Genomic DNA, 15,651 nt, shown 5'->3' on the forward strand with positions numbered 1-15,651 from the left:
GACACGCTTATCCGGCTTCGTTTCGTGTGTGCAGATATGCCAGACGTCCCCGACAGTGAACACGACGACGAGTACGTCGACCGGATCGCGAACAACGCCGACACCCTGAAGAACGCCTGGCAGGGCGCGCTCGAGGACATGGAGGCACTGGCGGACGAGCGCGAGGCCGAGGGCTGGGAGACGGTGACGATGATGGCCGGCAGCACCGGCTGCCAGCACCGCGAGGCGGGCGACGACGACGACGACCGCTTCGGGATGGTGTTCGTCGTCCCGTCGAACCACGGCGAGGAGTTCACCGAGGTGTTCGGGGACAAGGAGTTCCCCGAGTACGAGGTGTACCGCCGCGAGGTCGACGGAAACGTGTTCCTCGTCGTGGAGTACCGCGACCCGGAGACGGAGACAGCCATCTTCGTCGCCGCGCAGTACGAGCTGCGCCACGCCCCCGGCATGGTCCACGACGCCGAGGACGCGGGCGAGTTCTACACCTACGTCCAGAAGCTCGACGGGGCCGTCCTGGGCGTGTTCAAGCACGACTCCCACGAGAAGTTCGTCCCCTACGCCGAGCGTATCGACGACTGGAAGCCCCAGGTCTGATTCTCGGCCCGTCGGGTTCCGCACCGAAACCGGTAAACGAGCACCCACGCGACTACCGGTATGGACCCACGAGTTCGTGAGCACGCACGTATCGTCGCCGAGCACTCCGCCGACCTCCAGCCCGGCGACAACGTGGTCATCGACGCCCATCCCCTCGCCGAGGACCTCGTCACGGCACTGTTCGAGACGTGTGCGGACGTCGATGCGAACCCGCTGGCGGTCAGCCAGCGAACGGGGACACGCTTCCGACGGGCGTACCTGCGCAACCACGACGGCGAGTTCGAGCTGCCGAGCCACGAGCTGGCGCTGTTCGAGGAGATGGACGTCTACATCGCCATCCGCGGCGACGCGAACGTGACCGAGACCGCGGACATCGACCCGGTGACGTCCCGCGAGTACGAGAAGGCCCGCAAGCCGCTGCTCGACGAGCGGCTCTCGAAGCGGTGGGTGCTCACGCAGTACCCGGCGGGCGCGAACGCCCAGCTCGCGGAGATGAGCACCGAGGGCTACGAGAACTTCGTCTGGGACGCCGTCAACAAGGACTGGGACGAGCAGGGCGAGTTCCAGCAGCAGATGGTGGAGATCCTCGACGCCGGCGACGAGGTCCGCATCAGGAGCGGCGACACGACCGACGTGACGATGTCCATCGCGGGCAACGTCACCATCAACGACACGGGCAAGCACAACCTGCCCGGCGGCGAAGTGTTCACCGCGCCGGTCCCCGACAGCGTCGAGGGCGAGGTGCTGTTCGACAAGCCGCTGTACCACCAGGGCCGCGAGGTTACCGGTGTCTACCTGCAGTTCGAGGGCGGCGAGGTCGTCGAGCACTCGGCGGAGAAGAACGAGGAGATTCTGACGGAGGTCCTGAACGCCGACGAGGGTGCCCGTCGTCTCGGCGAGCTCGGTATCGGGATGAACCGCGACATCGACCGGTTCACCTACAACATGCTGTTCGACGAGAAGATGGGCGACACCGTCCACATGGCCGTCGGTCGGGCCTACGAGGCCAACGTCGGCGAGGGCAACGAGCAGAACGAGTCCGCCGTCCACGTGGACATGATCGTCGACATGGGCGAGGACAGCGTCATCGAGGTCGACGGCGAGGTCGTCCAGCGCGACGGGACGTTCCGGTTCGAGGACGGGTTCTGAGCTCGACGAAGGCCGCCGTATAGCACGACGACCGTCTTTCTCGACGAGTCGCCACCAGCAGCGAGACCCCTCAGGAGCGAACGTCGACGCCCCGCACCTCGAAGCGGGCCCCGTCGGCGTCGGCGAGTTCTATCGTCCAGCCGTGGTCTCGCACGGTCCGTTCGACGATGGCCAGCCCGAACCCCGTGCCCTCCTCCACGGAGGAGACGCCCATCTCGAAGAGATCGTCGCGGACCTCTTCGGGGACGCCGACGCCGTCGTCGGCGACGTAGAACCCGTCGTCGAGCCAGCCGATGGAGACGGTGAGGGGGGTGCCGTCGTCGGGGGAGCCGTGCTCGACGCTGTCGCCGGACACAGCCCGGCGGCTCGTGGAACCGTGTTCCACGCTGTTCCGGAAGCAGTTCTCGAGCAGGGTCTGGAGCCGGCCGGGGTCGGCGTACACCGAGCCGTCGGCGTCGACCGCGAGTCTGGCGTCGTCGGTGTCGACGAGCCCCCAGGCGTCGATGGCGGCGTCGTGGAGCGACACCCACTCCTCGTCGAGCGCCTGGGTCTCCAGCCGGGCGAGGCGAAGCGTGTCGTCGATGATCTCCTGCATACGAGCGTTCGCGTCGGCTACCTCTTCCAGTTCGGGGTCGCTATGGCGCTCGCGGAGGATCTCGACGTAGCCCTGGGAGATGGTGAGCGGGTTCCGGAGGTCGTGGCTGACGACGCTCGCGAACTCGTCGAGCCGCTCGTTCGTCTCCTCGAGCAACGCCTCGCGTTCGCGCTGCTCGGTGATGTCGTGGAGGACGACGAGCGAGCCGGTGACGCCCTCGCCGGGTGTCCGGATGTTCGAGATGGCGACCTCGACGTGGCGGATCTCACCCGCGTCGTCGATGGTGAACGTCGACCGGCCACCGGTCTCGTCGACCGTACCCAGGCCGAGGTCGACGGAGAGGTCGTCGACACGCTCCCCGACGAGGTCGCCGGTTCCGAGCAGGGCGCTCGCTGCCGGGTTGGAGTCGACGATGCGGCCGTCGGGGGCGACGACGAGCACGCCGTCGGTCAGCTCCTCGACCAGGGTCGTCCGGGCGATGGGGACGAGCCGGAACAGGTCGTACCGGAACAGCGCGAGGAGGACGATGACGTTCGTGACGGAGAACACGAACGGGGTCAGGTCGACCGGCTGGAACGGGGTCACGCCGAGCAGGCTGGCGATGCTGACGGCGAAGGGGAGTGCGCCTGCGACGAGCAACGCGCCCGTCTGCGGACGGACCTGGTCGCCGGCCTCGCGGTAGTGCTGGGCCAACAGCACGAACGTTCCCGCGTTCAGGACGTAGGTGTAGAGGATGAACACGACGAGCAGGGGGCCGGGGGTGCCGTCGAGCGTCGAGAGATTCCCGATACTCTCGGAGTGGACCTCGTTGACCAGCAGGCCGTTCGCGACGAACAGTGCGGAGAACGTGGCAGCGGGAACGACCGACAGCGGCCCGAGCACCCGCAGACGGAACACGTCGACCGACCGGGTGTACTCCAGCACGAACGCCGGCCAGGCGACGGCGAGGGTCGTCATCCCGAGCCAGGAGACCATCGACAGCGCGGCCATCCCCTCGGACGTCGGCTCCCACAGCACCAGCGCCACACCGAGACACCAAATCCCCGCCGAACTGGCGACCAGGAGGAACGAACGGCTCCCGGGAGCCGGCGTCGATCGCCAGATGCGGACGACCAGGTAGGCAGCGATGGCCGCACTCGCCGCTGCAGACACCAGCATCAGTCCCGGGAGTAGCGGTGCGGCATCGACCATGGAGGTGACAGGTGACCAACCGGTATGTGTCTGGTGGGCACCGTGCTAACGTTGTCCGGACCTTACTGGGGTACGACAGCAATAGCCGCTCGCACCCGGGTTCGGAGATCGCTATCGAGGCTGGACGGGGTCCACTGCCGCCTGCCCATGTCCGGACGGCAGCCGACCCCGGTCACGAAGCGGGGACAGCTACCGTCGACTCAGGGACCCGGGTCGGGCAGCAGCATCGTGATGGACTTGTGGTAGCGCGAGTGGTGGACGTGGTGGTAGCCGTTCACCGTCCGGCCCCACACGTCGAGGTGGAACGTGTGGGCGCACTGGCGCGCCGACTCGGATTCGAGTGCGTACACCGACCACCAGCCCGACGGTTCGCGGCTGTCCTGGATGCCGGCCCAGCCGACCGACGAGTCGTGGTTGTCGTAGCTGTCGTTCGCGACGTGAGCGCTCTGGTTGGCACCCCAGAGCGTCCGCAGCGACCAGCTCCGGAGGTGGCCCTCCGGGTCGTGGGCGGTGAGCGCGAGCTGGAACTCGTCGGTGCCGCCGTCGACGATGCCGCAGGCCCCGATCTCCTCCTCCGCTGCGGGCGCGCCCGACGGGAGCTTGTGGTAGATGGTCCCGATCTCCGCGCGCGGGTGCTGGTTGTCGATGTGTACGTCGACGTGCTCCTGGTCGACGAGGCTGCTGCGGTCCCGGTCGGCGTAGAACTTCACCGTGATGGTGTGTTCGCCGTTGGTGAGCCAGCCGGTGGCGAGCTTGTAGCCCAGCCGGCTGTTGTACCAGATCTCGCCGGGACGCTGAATCCGGTAGTAGCCGCCGCTGGACGCCGAGACGGCCTCCGGCTCGAACCGGTTCGTGCTGGTCGTCCACCTGAGCTGGTGCCAGCTCTGCCGCGGCTCGTCGCCGTCGACGAGCAGGCGGTAGTAGCGCGCCCCCTCGTCGTGGTAGGCCCGCTCGTGGTTGAGCATGATCGGGAGCCGCCCGCCGAACGGGGCGTTCCGCGTCTGGAGCGGGTAGCCCGGCCCCTGCGTGGTGGCGTAGCCGTCAGCCGAGATGTCGGTGACCGGGACGTGGCCGATGCCCATGAACAGCGGTGCGTCCGCCGGGTAGAGGTCGGCGACGAGGTCGACGCTGGCGAGCACGTCGTCGCTACAGACGACGAGTTCGTCCTCGCTGACGAGCGCGACGCTCGACGGCCGGAACGGGACGTCGTCGACGAGCGTGTCGACGTCGAGCGTCGTGAGGTCGACCATCGAGACGGCGTTCTCGGGGTCGCGCTCGGTGAAGACGACGCGGTCCTCCGTGGGGCTCCCCCACGAGAGCATGAACGGGGCGGTCAGGTTGTCGACCAGCTGCTCGTTCGCGCCGGTCGCGAGCTCGATGCGGGTGAGCACCCCGTTCGAGCCCCCACCGCGCTGTTCGGTGACGTAGGCGAACTGTCGCTCCTCGTCGACGAGGAGCCCGACGGCACCGTGAAGTCCGCCGTAGCGTTCGTCGACGGCACCGGTGGTGAGGTCGACCCGGAGCAGCCGGCCGTCGTCGTCGTACTCCACGACGTAGGCCTGGTTGTGGTCCTCGTCGAGCGCGAGCTGGTGGGGCCCCGTGAGCCCGCTCGCGAGGACGGTCGCCTGACTCCGGTCGGCGTCGTCCAGGTCGACGCGGAGGACGTTGCCGCCGCGCTCGGTGACGTACGCGTGGCGACCGTCGCTGCCGAGCGCGATGTCCTCCGGTCGGTCGTAGCCCGTGCCGAGCTCCTGGTACGCGTCCTGCAGCTCGTAGGTGCGGTACCGGATCTGCAGGTCGTCCCCGTGGTCGAGCACCTCGACCTTCGCGTAGTTGCCGTCGTTGGTCCGGACCGTGAACACCGCGCCCTCGAACAGCTCGTTGTCGTCGTCGCTGCCGCTTATGTCCCGCGCCCGGTCGTAGTCGAGGGCCTGTACCTCGGCCGACGAGATGCCGTCGTAGTCGACGTCACCGAGGTACGCGATGGCGGCGTCCTCCAGCGAGACGAGCTTTCGCTCGCCGTCGGTGATGATCTCCCACCAGACGTCGTCGCCGGCGGCTCCCTGCTGGCCCGTGTCGAGGTCGTACTGGTACGTCCCCATGATGGTGTCCGTCCCCGTGGAGACCGTGCCGACGGCGTCCCGAACGAGGTCGTAGCGTGCGATGCTGCCGCCGAACTCGACGAAGTACAGCGCGCGTTCTGCCCGTCGATAGTCACAGCCGATGGCGGCGTCGATTCCTGTCGCGATGGTTGTTACGTCTGTCATGGTCTCTGTGCGAGGGAGTTCGCCCCCGTAACCGCGATGTTCTCAGCTAGCAGATATAAATATAGCCTATAGTTATGGCCATAAGCCACCGGCGATGGCTCCCGGTACGGAGTGGATACTGCGGTACGGACGAACCGCAAACGACCCACTCAACACGTCGGAGAGAGTTCAAAACCGGATGATGTCGAAAGACGGGTGGGTGCTGGACGGTCGGACGCCGGCCGAACACTAGCTGTCTCGTGTCTCGAAACGGCGGTAGCCACCCGCCGAACAATCGCCCCAGTTACCAGTCGAACAGCTGACTCGTCACCGCTGCTCGTACAGCGCCCGGCTCACGAAGTGCTGCTTCAGTTCGCCATCCTGGTCGAACGTCTCCACGCGGCTCCGGACCAGGCCGACGCCGGGGCGGTAGTCCGCCTCGGTCTCCAGCACCTCCGTCTCGACGTGGAGTTCGTCGCCCGGCCGCACCGGGTTCGGCCAGCGCAGCTCGTCGACCCCGACCGCGCCCATCGCCGAGGTGTCGGGGAAGATGCCCGTGACCAGCAGCCGCATCGTGATCGCGCTGGTGTGCCAGCCGCTCGCGACCAGCCCGCCGAAGAAGCTCTCCGCGGCGGCCTCCTCGTCGGTGTGGAACGGCTGCGGGTCGTACTGCCCGGCGAACTCCATGATCTCCTCGGCCTCGACGGTGTAGCTGCCATACTCGCGGGTGTCGCCGACCTCGATGTCCTCGAAGTACTCCATACCGTCGTCTCGACTGGTGTCGACTAAAACCTGCATATCGGCCCGGGATGGTCTGGAGGCGAGTATTTTTCAGTCGGAACGGACTACGATCGAACGATGTCGGTACCCTCGAACTGGCTACTCGTCGGTGGGCTCGTGGTCGCGAGCGTCCTCGCCCTCGCCCGCTCGGAGCGGGTCCGCCAGCGACGCGGCGTCTCCCCGGAGCGGCGGCGTGCCCTCGTCGTCTTCCAGTCCGGGAGCGCGCTGTTCGTTGTCACGATGGTCGCCTTCGAGAACGTCTTCGGCCTCGTCTCCGACCTCGGCGTCCACCCCGCCGTCCGCGCGACCGCCCTGCTCGTGGCGATGGGCTGTACGCTGTACGGCTACGTCCTGGTCCGGACCACGGACCGGACGACGACGACGGCCGGATAGTCCGCGCACTGCCGAACGGCGTCGCAGCGGCACTGGACCCCCTCCCTCTCGCATCGTCGGTTCGTACTCCACGGCGGCCCGCGACACACGTCGGTCCCGTCCCCCCGATGGGGACCGACGGTTCCGACCGGTCTCGATCGGCTGGACCACCGGGACTACTCCCTGGTCCGACGACGCACATTCACGTACCATGTCATCACACATCAACGTCGAGGCTAGCAGTCTAGTGTCTCTCCGCCACACAAAAGGGACCATGGCGTAGCAGGTGTCCAGTAGGCGACACTGGCGACTGGAGCGAACGAGCACGAAGGGATTTGAACACGGTCGCTCCACTCCGTTCCGCTCCCTGCTTCAAATCCCGAGCGGCGCTACTGCTCACTTCGTTCGCGGCTAGCGAGCACGATGGGATTTGAACCCACGACCATCGGATTAGAAGTCCGACGCTCTATCCAGGCTGAGCTACGTGCCCTCGAACCGCGATATGGCCCCATCGTAGAAAAACGGTCGGGATTCGACCGACGCGGCAGGTGCGACGGACCCACACACCGGTCGAAGCGTTTTCACGAAGGCGTGCGTCCGAACGACCATGCAGCCGGCGACGGAGCGAGCGCTCGAAGCGTACTGGACCGACCAGCTCGGCGTCTCGGGCGACGCGTTCGAGACGGGCGGCGTGGTCGTCGGCGAGGTCGGAGACGACGCGGGCGTACAGGTGTTCGTCCGAGACGGCACCGTCGCCGTCGGTGCGCCGTCGGCGTTCGTCGCGGACTGCCGGGCGCGGGCCGACGCGCTCGCAGCGGTCGCGGCCGACGACCCGGCGGCGCTCGAACGGTGGGTCGAGGAGCGGGTCGCCCCGGTCGAGACGGTGCTCGGCCCGGCGTTCTACGGCTACACCGACCGCGAGCGCTTCGAGCCCGTCGCGTCGGCGGCGCGGGTGCTGACCGACGACGACGAGGCTGCCTACGACCGGTTCCGGGCGGCGGTGCCAGCAGACGAGTGGGACGCTGGCGGCCCGGCGTTCGAGCCGGGGGAGACCGTCGGCATCGAGGCGGACGGCCGGCTCGTCGCGGCGGCGGGCTTCAAGGTGTGGGACGAGCAGATCGCACACGTCGGCGTCGTCACGCACCCCGACTACCGCTCCCGGGGGTTCGGGCGGGCGGTGGTCTCGCGGGCGACCGAGCGGGCGCTCGACGCCGGGCTGTGGCCGCAGTACCGGACGCTCGACGCGTGGCCGTGGTCGGTCGCGCTGGCGGAGGGACTGGGCTTCGAGCGGTTCGCGACGGGCTTGCTGGTCGTCGTCGCTCAGCCGTCGAACCGGTAGAGCGAGGTCAGATACGGCAGGTAGTTGAACATCACGACGGCGACGGGGAGGCCGACGATGGAGGCGGCGAACGCCCAGGCGAGGTTCGCCCAGAGCAGGCTGAGCCACCAGCCGACGAGCAGGAAGTACACCGCCCGGACGAGCAGCGAGTGCTGGCTCCGGCCGGCGTCGGGGTCGATGGGCTCGCGGCGCTCCTTCAGCGTCAGCAGCGTCGGCACGCGGTTGATGATGGCGATACCGAGCGGGATGCCGATGATGGTGACGTTCAGGAACCACGCGACGTTGATGGCGATGAACGTGAGCCACCAGCCGACGAGCAGGAACCACACGGCACGGACGAGGAGGGAACGGGCCATACGTGAACAGACGTACCGACCGGCGAAAAGCGTTGGCGACGGCGCGTGGTACCGTCAGCGGGAGAGCGGTGGGGTTAAGCCGCCCACACGACAACTCTCGGCCGATGACCGTCATCGGAACAGTCGGCCTGCCCGGGAGCGGCAAGGGCGAGGCGGCGAACGTGGCCCGCGAGCACGACATCCCCGTCGTGACGATGGGCGACGTCATCCGACAGGAGTGTCGTGATCGCGGGCTCGACCCGGCCGAGCACCACGGCCGCATCGCACAGGCGCTACGGGAGGAGAACGGCCCCGACGCCATCGCCCAGCGGTCGCTACCCATGATCCGCGACCACCTCGCGGGTCACGACACCGTCCTCGTCGACGGCCTGCGCTCGGGCGTCGAGCTCGAGGTGTTCGAGGCCGCGTTCGGTGACGACTTCGTGCTCGTGAGCATCGAGGCTCCGTTCGAGGTGCGCCGGGACCGTCTGGCCGAGCGCGGCCGGGACAGGACCGACGAGGACGGCGAGAGCCTGCGGGAGCGCGACGAGCGCGAGCGCGGCTTCGGGATGGACGACGCGATGGAGCGTGCGGACGTCGTCATCGACAACACCGACACGTTGGCGGCGTTCCGCGAGCAGATCGAGACGTTGCTCGCCGAGGGACCGGCGGCCGTCTCGGAGGTGCAGGGATGATATACAGCGTCGACGTGCAGATCACGGCACCGGTGAAGGACACCGAGGTCACGGACCGAGTCGCCGACGCCATCCGGAACATCTTCCCGGAGGCCACGGTCGAGGAGCACCCGGGCGAGCTGCTCGCGACGACCCACCAGGTCGACCACTTCTCGGAGCTGCTGCACGAGCGAGCCATCCTCGACACGGCCCGCGGCCAGTTCTTCGGAAACCGCGACGGCAACGTCGTCGAGTTCGACCTGAAGAAGCAGGCGGCGTTCCAGGGCGTGGTGAACTTCTCCGTCGGCAACCCCGACGAACTGGGCGACATCCACGTCCGGATGCGGGTCACGGAGCCGTCCGTCGAGGCGTTCGTCGACCACGTCGCGCCGCCGACCGAGGAGGGCAAACCGGTCGAGACGCGCGACGAGAACTGACTACTCCAGGGCCGCGACGTCGGCCGCGGTCGGCTCGTCCGGAAGCTTCTCGATGCAGTCGTAGCAGAGCAGGTGCTCGGAGCCGTCGCTGTCGAACGTCAACAGCATCCCCTCGGCGTCATTGCTGCCGCCGAAGAACGACCAGAAGTCGCCGATACCGCCGCGTATCTTCACCGGGCTACCGCAGCCGTCACAGGGGTCCGTGCTCACGCCCCAGCCTCGGGGCTGGACGGCGTTAGCTCTTTCCCGTGTGGCGGACGAACCAGGCGACGCCGACCGCGAGGACGTAGAGGTACACCAGAAAGAGCAGGGCCGTCGGCGCGGAGACGGCCACCACGTCCGTCAGGAACGTCTCCACCAGTTCGTAGCCCTCGACCAGCAGTGTGCCCGGTGTCTCGAGCGGCCCGAGTGTCGTGAGCCGCCCGAGTGCGACCAGCGACGCCAGAAGTGCGAAGCTCGCGACCACCTCGCGGTTCGCGACCGTGCTGACGCCCCTGTTTCTGCCACTCACCATGTGAAGGGCCTTCACACTCATGTATGGAATAGGTTTGGGTGCAATATAGAGCACTATAGAGACCAGCTACAGACAGAGATACGGATTTGTCGCTGGCGGCCGAACCCCGTACGCATGGACGTCGACTGCGAGGGCTGTGCCGGTTGCTGTGTCGACTGGCGACCCCTCACGGACCACCCGAGCGACCACGAGCGCCGCGGGCCCCACGAGCCACTCGACGACATCTACAACCTCGCGCCGCTGACCCGGACGGAGGTGCGGCAGTTCTGTGACGCCGGCTACGGCGACGCGCTGATCCCGCGGCTCTGGACGGTCCCCGAAACGGTGGACGGTGCGGTGGTCGTCGACGGCCGCCGGCTGGCCGCACTCGGTGGCCAGCCGACGTTCTTCGTCGGCCTGCGGAAGACCCCGAAGCCGGTCGCGCCGGTCGGGACCGACGCGGAGCGGTGGCTCCGGAGCTGCGTGTTCCTCGACCCGACGACGCTCCAGTGTCGAATCCACGGCGGCGGGCTCTACCCGTCGGAGTGCGCCGACTACCCGGGGCACAACCTCCTCCTCGAACGCGAGACCGAGTGCGAGCGCGTCGAGGCCGCGTTCGACGGCGAACGCCTGCTCGACGACGAGCCCCCCGAGTCGGTCGGCGGACTGCTGCTCGGCCCGCAGGCGCTCGGCGAGAAGGTGTTCGTCCACCCCGAGCCCGACGCGCTGGCGGGCATCGCGAGCCGGGCAGCCGCGGGGACGCTGACCCGCGCGGACCGCGCCGAGTTCGCCGGCTGGGCGGCGGGGTCGGTCCCGGGAACGACCGAGCACAGCGAGCGACGCTACGAGGAGTACCGCGACGCCGTGCTGTCGGCCGACTCCTGGGTCACGGGCGCAGTCGAGACCTGGACCGCCTGGGCGTCCGGCGAGGGTGAGGATGCGCCCGACGCCGAGGCCGCCGAACGCGTCGAGGACCAGGCTGGAGCACCGGGGACCCCCGGCTGGGACGCGGTGGAGTGACCCGGCACCGGGAACGAGTCGGGGTGACGCTTTATGCAGCAGCCACCCCTTCGTGACTGTATGCGCGTGCTCGTCACCGGTGCGACCGGATTCGTCGGTGGTCACCTCGTGCCCCCGCTGCGCGACGCGGGCCACGACGTGGTGGCGCTCGTCCGCGACCCCGCCCGGTACGACGCCCCCGACGACGTGACCGTCGTTCGCGGCGACCTGCTCGACCCCGAGACGCTCCCGCCCGCGTTCGAGGACGTCGACGCGGCGTACTACCTCGTCCACTCGATGCAGTCCGGCGAGGACTTCGAGGACCGCGACCGGCGTGCAGCCCGGAACTTCGTCGACGCGGCGGACGAGGCGGGCGTCTCGCGCGTGGTCTATCTCGGCGGCCTCGGCGAGGAGCGCGACCGCCTCTCCGAACACCTGCGCTCGCGCCGCGAGGTCGAGCACCTGCTGGAGGAGGGCGAGTTCGAGCTGACGACGCTCCGGGCGGCCATCATCGTCGGGGCGGGCAGCGCCAGCTTCCAGATGGTGTACCAGCTCGTCAAGCGGCTGCCGGTGATGGTGACGCCGAAGTGGGTGTCGACCCCGTGCCAGCCCATCGCCATCGACGACGTGGTCGCCTACCTCGTCGGCGTGCTGGACGCCCCGGAGACGGCCGGCCGGACGTTCGAGATCGGCGGCTCCGAGGTGCTCACCTACCGCGAGATGCTGGAGACGACGGCACGGGCCACCGGTCAGCCGCTCCGTGTCGTCCCGGTGCCTGTCCTCTCACCGGAGTTGTCGGCGTACTGGGTCAGCCTCGTGACCGACGTGCCGAAGGGCGTCGCCCGACCGCTCATCGCCGGACTCCGGAACCCGGTCGTCGTCACCGACGACAGCATCACCGACTACGTCGACGTGGAGCTGACGCCGTTCGAGACCGCCGTGCGCGAAGCGCTCGCCGCGGACCCGGAGGCACCGGAACCGGTCCCGGTGGTGGGCCCGGCGTGAGCGACGGCTCCACCGCGCAGTCCGGCGACGGTACGGCGACGGGCGGCACGCCCAGGGAGCCGCCCCGCGACCGCGAGGAGTTCGGCGAGACGTGGGTGTACGAGAGCATCGTCGGCGCACTCCCCGGCATCGAGATCTCCGAGCGAGCGGCCGTCACCATCCAGCTGCTCGGCTTCGAGGCCGCACTGCTCCTGCTGGCGTGGTACTACGACCTCTGGTCGGCGGTCCCGGCGGGCACCGCGGCGGTCGCAGTCGCCGCCGTCGGCAGCGCGCTGATGCTGCGGCTCGGGGCCTCCATCCGCCGGCTCCCGACGCCCGACGACTACCAGCGACTCCTGTTCGGTTCGAGCATCGAGGTCGTCCTCGGCGTGCTCGCGTTCATCGCGGTCGTCACGCACCTGTTCGTCGTCGACCCTGCGCGCTCGGCGGACCCGCTGGTCACCAGCCTGTTCGGCGAGGAGCCGCCGGTGCTCGCGGTGTACCTGATGCTGCTCATCCTCTGGGACGTCGCCTACCGCATCGGCACCGGCTGGTGGGCCGGCGTCGTCGCCATCTGGCGGGCGTACGTCTACGAGTTCGACCGCGAGACCTCGTGGGCGTTCGCCCGGGCCGACCTGCTGAACCTCTGGTTCGCGGTCGCACAGCTGCTGCTCGTGCCGTTCGTCCTCGATCGGCCGGTGCTGTCGGCCGTCATCGTCGCCCACGTCTTCGCCGTGACGCTGGCCACGTCGCTCTCGGTGGGGCTGAGCATCCGCCGGCAGAACGACCCCTAATCCGACTTTATCTGCTCGAACTGTTCGAGCAGGTCCTCGGTCGAGTCGCCCGAGTCGTACTCGACCTTCCCGTGGTACACAGTCCGCTCGTCGTCGAAGTCGGTATCGACCCGACTGGCCTGCTGCTCGCGCCGCTCGTGCTCGTCATCGTCGTAGGCACCCATTGACATGGCAATACGACTCATGATTGGATGCTACACTATATCAAACTATCGCCGAAACCGGGCCCGGAGAGCGGGGTGGGGTGAGTGGACGGCGACGCACCCGGCAGCGAACGCCGCCCCAGGGCCGTCGAACCGACCGACCGTACCCGAACCCGTTTAACTCAAGCCGACCAACTCCCGGTGTGGCACGACCCCTCCGCTTCCGGCGCTCGCACGAACGCTGGGACGACGACCGCGTTCGCCGGGACCTGCTGGCGGACCTCGATTCGAACCTCGGTGCAGAGCTCGTCACGCCCCACTACAAGCCGCCGAACGGCTGGCAGGCGTGGCGGTTCGAGATGGACAACGGCGACATGGCACTGTTCTGTTACGACGGCGACGTGGCGTACTGGCTCGGCAACACCGAGACGCCGAGCACGCTCTGGCGGACGGACAAGTACGAGTGGGACGACGTCCCCTACGAGGTCACCCGGTGGGCCCAGCGCGAGCTCATGGCCGACCTCGCCGTCGAGGCACCGTGGCTCGGCGACTACCCGCACGTCCGCTGGTACTTCCTCACCGTCCTGATGTCCAAGGACGGCCGCGAGACGACCCGGGAGTTCCTCCACGAGCGCGCCTGTGGCTTCCCCGATTCCGACCCCGACGTGGCGCTTTCGTACCTCGAATCGGTGCTGAAGCCGGGCTACCTGGACGACTACCGCGAGGAGATGGCCGGCAAGCTCGGTACGAGCGAGACGCTCGACTACTGGCGGATGTGTGCGGCCATCTCGGAGTTCGTCGCCGCGAAGCTGCTCACCGATGCCGGCTACGACGTCACCCCCGAGATCGAGGTGACGACGGGCCACTTCCTCGACTACCGGGCGACAGAGCCCGACGGCACGAGCTACCTCGTCGAGGTCACGCGGCCGCGGCCGCCGAACCGCCGGAGCACGAACAGCCCGGTCGTGGCGGTCCGCGATACGGCGGAGGTGAAGACGACCGGCCAGCTCGCGAACCACGGCGGCGGCGTCGTGCTGTTCGTCGACTGTTCGGGGTTCACCGACGAGCAGTGGGCCGCCGTGAAGGGCGAACAGCCCGACGTCCGGCACAAGCCCGCCGTCGTCTACCGGGTGCGACCCGACGGCTCCGCGGAGGGGTACACGAAGGGCGACGTGCCGCTGTACCTCGACAACGCGATGACGCTGCTGTAGCGACGACTACCGGGCGTGAGAACGGTGTTACAGGGGGCCGCAGGGAAGCTGCCGTGACTCAGAACGAGACCGTCTCGGGAGCCTCCGGGCTGCCCGGCGGCGTCGGGTCCCGGTCCGAGTACCCCTTCCGGCCGACGGCGTCCTCCGAGACGCCGCCGACGAGGGTGAACCGGACGTCCTCCGGCCGCTGGAACGTCTCGTCACAGCGGATCCCTTCGAGAACCTCCGCTACCGTCTGAGACCCGTGGGTCAGGTCGAGCTGCGCGTCGCCGAGCTCCGCGGCGAGTTCGTCGGCTGTCAGTGGGTAGGTCTGGTTCTCGATTCGCTCGTCCGTTCCGTTGCGGAACATACCACGACTTCGGTGAAAGATAATTATAAACATTGTCCATAAAGGACCTTCGACCGACCCAGGTTCCTTGTACTCCTTAAGGTGAGCAGTCCGACGTGTCGGAACGCGTTTCCCCCGGCCGTTCGAACGGCGGGTATGGTGTACGCGGACCTCCACGTCCACACGACGAACTCCGACGGGACGATGACCATCGACGAGGTGCCGGCGGCCGCCGAGCGCGCCGGCGTCTCCGTCGTCGCCGTCACGGACCACGACCGGACCCACCCCGACCTCGACGCACCGGTCACCGAGCGCGACGGCGTGACCGTCGTCCACGGCATCGAGCTCCGCGTCGAGGCGGGCGACCAGCGCGTGGACCTGCTCGGCTACGGCGTCGACGGCGACGGCGACCTCGACGCACTCGTCGACCACCTCCAGACCGACCGCGAGCAGCGCGGTGCGGCCATCATCGCACGCGTGGAGGACCGCCTCGGCGTCGACCTCGGGCTGGAGAGCCGCCCCGGGCTCGGCCGACCACACATCGCCCGCGCCGTCGCCGACCACCCCGACACCGGCTACGAGTACGGCGAGGTGTTCGAGCACCTCATCGGCGACGACGGCCCCTGCTACGTCCCGCGCGACGTGCCAACCTTCGAGGAGGGCCACGCGGTGCTCGACGAGGCCTGCGGACTCGTCTCGCTCGCACACCCGTTCCGCTACCCCGACCCCGAGGCTGCACTCGAACTGTGCGCCGACCTCCCCGCCGTCGAGCGGTACTACGACTACGGCCACGCCGTCGACACCAAACTCGTCGAGCGCGCGGTCGAGGAACACGACCTGCTCGTCACCGGCGGGAGCGACGCCCACGACGACGACCTCGGCATCACCGGGCTCGCGGAAGCGGAGTACGAGCGCATCGCGGCCCGTATCGCCTGACGGCGCAGGAGTGCGGCCGTCCCGACGGTTCCGCACCGGTATCGCCCGCGA

The 15,651-nt window shown here is 68.6% G+C and carries 19 protein-coding genes and 1 tRNA gene; 11 read left to right on the forward strand and 9 right to left on the reverse strand.

What is annotated here, in order from left to right; genetic code table 11:
- Positions 1-36: 36 nt before the first annotated feature.
- Both NOW55_RS16210 and NOW55_RS16215 read left to right on the forward strand, forming a co-directional pair.
- A complete protein-coding gene (locus NOW55_RS16210) occupies positions 37-594 on the forward strand; it encodes a DUF7529 family protein (protein ID WP_256401152.1) in 558 nt (185 codons plus the stop codon).
- A gap of 60 nt (positions 595-654) precedes the next feature.
- Complete coding sequence (locus NOW55_RS16215; protein ID WP_256401153.1) at positions 655-1,743, forward strand: aminopeptidase; 1,089 nt, start codon at positions 655-657, stop codon at positions 1,741-1,743.
- Positions 1,744-1,813: 70 nt separating this feature from the next.
- On the opposite strand, the gene NOW55_RS16220 is transcribed toward NOW55_RS16215, so the two are convergent.
- The 3 genes from NOW55_RS16220 to NOW55_RS16230 form a co-directional block, all read right to left on the reverse strand.
- Complete coding sequence (locus tag NOW55_RS16220) at positions 1,814-3,529, reverse strand: histidine kinase N-terminal 7TM domain-containing protein (protein WP_256401154.1); 1,716 nt, start codon at positions 3,527-3,529, stop codon at positions 1,814-1,816.
- Between the two features lie 200 nt (positions 3,530-3,729).
- Positions 3,730-5,796 carry a YncE family protein gene (locus NOW55_RS16225; RefSeq protein WP_256401155.1) on the reverse strand — a complete coding sequence of 689 codons (2,067 nt, stop codon included), beginning with the start codon at positions 5,794-5,796 and terminating at the stop codon, positions 3,730-3,732.
- 306 nt (positions 5,797-6,102) lie between these two features.
- Entirely contained in the window at positions 6,103-6,537 is a 435-nt protein-coding gene (locus NOW55_RS16230; RefSeq protein ID WP_256401156.1) for a MaoC family dehydratase, read from the reverse strand.
- Between the two features lie 96 nt (positions 6,538-6,633).
- Here NOW55_RS16230 and NOW55_RS16235 point away from each other — a divergent pair, with 96 nt between their 5' ends.
- Positions 6,634-6,948 carry a hypothetical protein gene (locus tag NOW55_RS16235; RefSeq protein ID WP_256401157.1) on the forward strand — a complete coding sequence of 105 codons (315 nt, stop codon included), beginning with the start codon at positions 6,634-6,636 and terminating at the stop codon, positions 6,946-6,948.
- A 394-nt stretch (positions 6,949-7,342) separates the two neighbouring features.
- On the opposite strand, the gene NOW55_RS16240 is transcribed toward NOW55_RS16235, so the two are convergent.
- Positions 7,343-7,417 (reverse strand) — tRNA-Arg (locus NOW55_RS16240).
- A gap of 117 nt (positions 7,418-7,534) precedes the next feature.
- Between NOW55_RS16240 and NOW55_RS16245 the strand changes: the two genes are divergently transcribed.
- Entirely contained in the window at positions 7,535-8,266 is a 732-nt protein-coding gene (locus NOW55_RS16245; protein ID WP_256401158.1) for a GNAT family N-acetyltransferase, read from the forward strand.
- On the opposite strand, the gene NOW55_RS16250 is transcribed toward NOW55_RS16245, so the two are convergent.
- The gene (locus NOW55_RS16250; protein WP_256401159.1) at positions 8,248-8,622 is read right to left on the reverse strand and encodes a YccF domain-containing protein; all 375 of its coding nucleotides are present in this window, start codon (positions 8,620-8,622) and stop codon (positions 8,248-8,250) included. The two genes, NOW55_RS16245 and NOW55_RS16250, sit on opposite strands and share 19 nt — an antisense overlap.
- A 104-nt stretch (positions 8,623-8,726) precedes the next feature.
- Here NOW55_RS16250 and NOW55_RS16255 point away from each other — a divergent pair, with 104 nt between their 5' ends.
- Positions 8,727-9,296 carry an AAA family ATPase gene (locus tag NOW55_RS16255; protein WP_256401160.1) on the forward strand — a complete coding sequence of 190 codons (570 nt, stop codon included), beginning with the start codon at positions 8,727-8,729 and terminating at the stop codon, positions 9,294-9,296.
- Positions 9,293-9,712, forward strand: coding sequence for an RNA-binding domain-containing protein (locus NOW55_RS16260; protein ID WP_256401161.1), 420 nt, complete (start codon positions 9,293-9,295; stop codon positions 9,710-9,712). The genes NOW55_RS16255 and NOW55_RS16260 overlap by 4 nt, the downstream gene beginning before the upstream one ends.
- On the opposite strand, the gene NOW55_RS16265 is transcribed toward NOW55_RS16260, so the two are convergent.
- The gene (locus NOW55_RS16265; RefSeq protein ID WP_256401162.1) at positions 9,713-9,922 is read right to left on the reverse strand and encodes a DUF7561 family protein; all 210 of its coding nucleotides are present in this window, start codon (positions 9,920-9,922) and stop codon (positions 9,713-9,715) included. It abuts the gene before it with no gap.
- Between the two features lie 25 nt (positions 9,923-9,947).
- On the reverse strand, positions 9,948-10,226 hold the full coding sequence (locus tag NOW55_RS16270) for a hypothetical protein (protein WP_256401163.1): 279 nt from the start codon (positions 10,224-10,226) through the stop codon (positions 9,948-9,950).
- Positions 10,227-10,340: 114 nt separating this feature from the next.
- Here NOW55_RS16270 and NOW55_RS16275 point away from each other — a divergent pair, with 114 nt between their 5' ends.
- Genes NOW55_RS16275 through NOW55_RS16285 form a run of 3 tightly spaced genes read left to right on the forward strand, consistent with a single transcriptional unit; the run spans position 10,341 to position 12,982 of the window.
- Positions 10,341-11,225: a YkgJ family cysteine cluster protein gene (locus tag NOW55_RS16275; protein WP_256401164.1), complete on the forward strand. Its 885-nt coding sequence runs from the start codon at positions 10,341-10,343 to the stop codon at positions 11,223-11,225.
- 60 nt (positions 11,226-11,285) lie between these two features.
- A complete protein-coding gene (locus NOW55_RS16280; protein WP_256401165.1) occupies positions 11,286-12,209 on the forward strand; it encodes an NAD(P)H-binding protein in 924 nt (307 codons plus the stop codon).
- Positions 12,206-12,982, forward strand: coding sequence for a DUF7530 family protein (locus tag NOW55_RS16285; protein ID WP_438266579.1), 777 nt, complete (start codon positions 12,206-12,208; stop codon positions 12,980-12,982). Before NOW55_RS16280 ends, NOW55_RS16285 begins: the two co-directional genes overlap by 4 nt.
- Here NOW55_RS16285 and NOW55_RS16290 read toward each other — a convergent pair.
- Positions 12,979-13,152, reverse strand: coding sequence for a DUF5786 family protein (locus tag NOW55_RS16290; RefSeq protein WP_256295900.1), 174 nt, complete (start codon positions 13,150-13,152; stop codon positions 12,979-12,981). The genes NOW55_RS16285 and NOW55_RS16290 overlap by 4 nt on opposite strands.
- 176 nt (positions 13,153-13,328) lie before the next feature.
- Here NOW55_RS16290 and NOW55_RS16295 point away from each other — a divergent pair, with 176 nt between their 5' ends.
- Positions 13,329-14,336 (forward strand): DUF5784 family protein, encoded by a 1,008-nt coding sequence (locus NOW55_RS16295; protein WP_256401166.1) that lies wholly within the window; start codon positions 13,329-13,331, stop codon positions 14,334-14,336.
- Between the two features lie 58 nt (positions 14,337-14,394).
- Here NOW55_RS16295 and NOW55_RS16300 read toward each other — a convergent pair whose 3' ends face one another.
- On the reverse strand, positions 14,395-14,685 hold the full coding sequence (locus NOW55_RS16300) for a DUF5789 family protein (protein WP_256401167.1): 291 nt from the start codon (positions 14,683-14,685) through the stop codon (positions 14,395-14,397).
- A gap of 135 nt (positions 14,686-14,820) precedes the next feature.
- Between NOW55_RS16300 and NOW55_RS16305 the strand changes: the two genes are divergently transcribed.
- Positions 14,821-15,600: a PHP domain-containing protein gene (locus tag NOW55_RS16305; protein ID WP_256401168.1), complete on the forward strand. Its 780-nt coding sequence runs from the start codon at positions 14,821-14,823 to the stop codon at positions 15,598-15,600.
- Positions 15,601-15,651: the final 51 nt, after the last annotated feature.

It is taken from the genome of Haloarchaeobius litoreus, assembly GCF_024495425.1.
Classification (GTDB): Archaea; Halobacteriota; Halobacteria; order Halobacteriales; family Natrialbaceae; genus Haloarchaeobius; species Haloarchaeobius litoreus.